The organism is Pseudomonas protegens (assembly GCF_003732485.1).
GTDB lineage: Bacteria > Pseudomonadota > Gammaproteobacteria > Pseudomonadales > Pseudomonadaceae > Aquipseudomonas > Aquipseudomonas protegens_B.
The window spans coordinates 26,813-31,342 of record NZ_MOAK01000036.1 but is presented as its reverse complement, the minus strand read 5'-3'; the positions used below and the strand labels follow the sequence as shown (position 1 = coordinate 31,342).

Here is a 4,530-nt window from a genome sequence, read left to right as displayed (position 1 = left end):
CCGATCTACCCGGACGTCCATGACGGCCCGGCCGCTCCCGATCTAGATGGGCGCAACAACGGTATTCCGGTCGCAGCCAAGTTCCACGTTGGCAACTATGAGCTAGGGGTCCAGCAGGGCAGCAACTTCGAGCCCCTGACCAGCGTGAGCTACGAGCAATATCAGCAAACAGCCTTCGACAAGCGTTCCGGCTTGCTGGACCTGCCCCTCGACGCCAACGCCCAGGCCCTGTTGAAAAACGGCAACCTGGCGCTGCGGCTGCAGGGCACGCAAACCATCGCCGCCCAACAGCAGATGTGGACCGCGGAAGTCATCGAGAGCGGCAGCTTCATCGATGTCGGTGACAGCCGGACGCTGAACATCATGGTGCAGTACAACGGCCAGCCCGCTAAGGCCGGTGTCACCTTGTGGGTTGCCGAATACAACAACGCCTACATGCTGACCACCAGCAACTACTACCTGGCTTTCAGCAACCCGGCGGATTTCGTGTTGATCACTGACCATCCGGATGCGCGCGAGTTGAACAAGCCGGGAATGCCCCAGTTCGTCGACGGCTCGGAGCATCCCAGCCTGTTCAGGGAGGGCAGCGGCAGACGCCTGAAAGCAATGACCGTTGAAGATAGCGATCCGCCGCCAGGCACCGCCATCACCTATCAGGAGTTCCTGAAAACCCCGTCCGCTATCGATCTGAGGCCATGCCTGAGGTTCGAAAATCCGCAAACGATGAGCGGGAAACTGGACAATACCGCTGGCATGGGCTCCACCGTGACCTACAGCCTGACCCGCATCCAGACCAATGCCGACGGCATTGCCCAGTTGACTGTGCATGCCGTCGCGCCGGGGTTCCCTACTGTGCGGTTTTTCATCCAGGACGATTCGACGGGCATTCCGTTCAGTTTCTCCTACACCGACGCCTTCACCGACTTCCTTTCGCCGCTGCGGGTGCTGCCGCAAGAACCGCAGATGCTCAAGGACTTCATCGACTACTGGAACGGGGTGTACAAGTTCGACGACGCCAACGTGCGGATCTGGAACGGGTTCATCTATCCGCACATCCTCCAGCCCTTCTATTACCTCTACCCGATCATGAACAAGTACATGCCGCTCAACTCCCTGCAACGCATCGAGGGCGCGATCGAGCAGTTCATCAAGCTGATCAGCAAGGACTATCAGGAGGCCAGCACCCTGGCCATGCCCATCACCCGGGACCTGCCCCAGAGCCGACGCCAGGTGCTGGAAATCTGGGCCAAGGACCTGGTGAGCACCGGCTACCCGCCGACCCCGCTAAACCTTGGCGACTATCAGTAAGGCTGAGCCGCAACGGCCATGCACTGGAACACCGGGCGACCTGTGTCGCCCGTCTTTGCAAAGGAGAGTCAGATGAACGCCAGTTTCTTCAAGCGCCTGCTGTTGGCCGCCACCTTGCTGTGCGCCAGCCAGACGCTGTGGGCCCAGAAATACCCCGACAACGTCTACTTCAACATGGGCGTGCACAACACCAAGGGCTGTGACGCCCTGAACAACAACTGCGTGATCAAGCGCAAGGCCGGCGAACCGGCCGATCCGCTCTATCCGGCGACCTGGGTCAGTGACTGGACCATGTACCGGGTCACTGCCCACTATGAGAACAACCCGCCGCCCTACAGCAGCCCGCCCAGCACCCTGCAACCTGCCGACTACACCGTGTCCCAGGGCACCAGCTACTACGACAACGACTATGTCCCGGCCGACGGCGACGGCTCCGGGGCGATGATGGAGCACTACGAGAAATACTGTCTGCCGATCTTCCCGATCAAGGACAACAACTACACCTGCTCTTTCGTCTCCCTGGGCAACAAGGCCTATTTCCTCACCTACCCCGAGGACCGGCCCAAGGACATGCCGGCCTGCTGCCTGTTCTCGCCCATGAACCATCCGCCGCGCCAGGACTTCATCAAGCACCTGCCCTACAGCGCCGCCCGCAGCCAGCATCTGGACGGCAGCGTGCAGGCCTACGCATTGGAGCTGAAGCCGGGCAAGAGCGCCCCGCCGATCCTGTTCGGCTACGCCTTCTACAAGCAGGCCACCAGTGACGGGGCGGGCCAACCGGCCTACCAACATCCGCAGTCGTTCTATTTCTCCGGTGATGCCAGCGTCGCCAACGCGCCAATCGTCAGTCAGAACTATCGCAACTGGAGCAACGCAAAGCCGGACCCGGCCAAGACCTGGGACCAGGTGGCGAAAATGTGCCCGGCCAACCCGCCTGACTGCCAGCTCTTCACGCCACCGCCATCGCTGAAGAACGGTGCGCGGCCACAGTGGAACCAACTTTCACCCACCGCGCAGTGACAGGAGCAGCCTCATGAACCATTGGAGCCGTTTCACCGCCCTGTTGTTGCTTGGCCTGGCCAGCCAGCAGGCCAGCGCCCTGCAACCCAGTGCAGCGGGGCCGCAGACCAGTTGTCCGCCCACAGCCGCGGCGCCTGCCGCGGGCGCGTCGCAGCAGGCGTTCGATCAATACAGCTGGCAGATGTTCATCAACCTGAACTGGCCGGCCCTGGCAGGACAGCGCGGAGTGGCCGATTGCAGCAAGCCCCTGGGCAGCCCTGGCGATACCGTGTGGCAGACCTACAAGAGCGTCAGCGAGACCTTCCTCCCCGGGGCCAGGAATCCGGGTCTCTGGAACTCGCAACTGCCGCGCAGAAACCTCAGCCTGATCAACATCGCGGCAGTCAAGAACACCCAGGTGGTGCAAGCGGACAACCAGGCAGTGGGCGGCTGGCTGATCGACCAGCGCGGCAACCCGACCTACTACGACATCGCCGCCAACGAGGTCTCCTACAACTACATCGTCGATAACGACTTCTACAACGCAGTGATCGTCGACGCCGCGAAGAACATCAGCTTTCCCAACGGCGCCGGCGAGATCAAGAGCAGTTGGCGCATCCTCACCAATGCCGACGACAGCAGCCGCTATCTGACGATGAAGGCTCTGGTCACCCAGTTCGACAGTCAGGGACAGCCCAACGGCACCACCGAGGCCAACCTGGGGTTGGTGGGGCTGCATATCATCAGCAAGGTGGACGGGTTCCCGCAGTGGATCTGGTCGACCTTCGAACAGGTCGACAACGTACCTCCCAAGACCCAGCTGGGAGGCCATTGGGTGGACCAACCGGTCTCGGGGATTTTCTACTCCTACTTCAACGCCAAGGCGCCCGCCGAAAGCCTCAACCAATCTCCTTGTCTGTGGCAGCAACAGGCTGGAAAGATGGTCTGCACGCCCAAACCCGGTAGCAGCTTCAGCACCCCGGACCCGCTGAACCGGGTCACCCCGATCACGGACGCCACCCAGCAGATCAACACCCAATACCAGGGCGATCCGCAGGTAGAACAGAGCGTGTTCAAGTACTACCAGCTGATCACCACCCAACGGCCACAGTCGCCGGACAACCCCGGCAACCCCTTGGGGCAGCCTACGCCGTCGCTATCGGCCAACGTCACCATGGAAAGCTACATCCAGCCCAACAGCAGCTGCATGAACTGCCACTCCATGGCGGCACCGCTCAACAGCCAATACAAAAGCGACTTCTCCTTCCTGTTCAGATTCGCCCAAGCCCCAGCCAGCAGCGTCGCCAAGGATAAGGAATAGATCATGAGCATATTGAATGGACCCCGACTGAACTTCTGGGGCGGCATCTCCACCGACGTCAGCGTGCCGAACAACTCACCGACCTTGCCCAACGGCATCGCCACGTCCCTTGACCTGTTCGACCTGACCACCTCGACCATGGCGGAACAGGCCAAGACCTATAGCGATGAGCACCTGTACCAGTTGATCAACGCCCCGGACCCGAGAATCGGCCCCAACAGCCGGTACACGGCCGGCGGCTGGAACCACTACGGAGAACACGTGGTGACGCTGCACAATGCGCTGATCAGTTCCCAGGGCACACCGGGCAACATCGCGCTGGAAGGGGATATGGTCGGCCAGCCGGTCTACCTGCTGGGCTCCGTTACTCCCGGCACCGGACAAGGCCCCTACTCCGGCCCGATGATGGTCGACCTGGACCCCACAGCAAGCACCACGACCCAGATCTTTGTCGGAGGCCTGCAGATCGGCAATGGCAACACGCCTCAGCTATTGATTCGCTGGGATACCGTGTGCAGCAGTTTCGACCTCAACACCCGGGTGCTGGAGCCTGCAACCATGGACTCGCCGGGTTCCTTCCATGCCAGCGGCACCTTTCAACTGACCTTTCCGCTGAGCAGCATCATCAGCTACAACAAGGAAAGTGCCGGCCTCAGGGCCCTGATCGAAGCGCCCAACGCGACCGGGATCGTGCTGCGTTTCGTGATGTTCGAAATGTGTCCGACTCTGACCACCGAGCAACTGAATGCGGACTACGCCGCCAACCAGTTCAGCCCAAACCCGAGCATCGGCCGGGTCATCGGTACCCTGGCCACGGCGTTTACCGATGAGCCACAGATCTGCCCGCCGGGTCGCCAACTCATCAATGCCGACAAAGACCTGAACATCAACAGCGTTGCCTA

At 61.3% G+C, this 4,530-nt stretch carries 2 protein-coding genes and 2 pseudogenes; all 4 read left to right on the top strand.

Annotation, left to right across the window (positions count from 1 at the left end):
* Positions 1-1,308, top strand: a pseudogene (locus BLX41_RS34655) (hypothetical protein); the annotation flags it as partial.
* A 72-nt stretch (positions 1,309-1,380) separates the two neighbouring features.
* Positions 1,381-2,328 carry a hypothetical protein gene (locus BLX41_RS07065; protein WP_123724309.1) on the top strand — a complete coding sequence of 316 codons (948 nt, stop codon included), beginning with the start codon at positions 1,381-1,383 and terminating at the stop codon, positions 2,326-2,328.
* Positions 2,329-2,341: 13 nt separating this feature from the next.
* Positions 2,342-3,628, top strand: coding sequence for a hypothetical protein (locus tag BLX41_RS07060; RefSeq protein ID WP_123724308.1), 1,287 nt, complete (start codon positions 2,342-2,344; stop codon positions 3,626-3,628).
* 3 nt (positions 3,629-3,631) lie between these two features.
* Positions 3,632-4,530 (top strand): annotated as a pseudogene (locus BLX41_RS34650) (hypothetical protein); the annotation flags it as partial.

What these genes read in the sequence shown, in the direction of transcription:
- BLX41_RS07065 (WP_123724309.1), top strand. Translation starts at nt 1,381, where the DNA reads ATGAACGCCAGTTTCTTCAAGCGCCTGCTGTTGGCCGCCACCTTGCTG.
- BLX41_RS07060 (WP_123724308.1), top strand. Translation starts at nt 2,342, where the DNA reads ATGAACCATTGGAGCCGTTTCACCGCCCTGTTGTTGCTTGGCCTGGCC.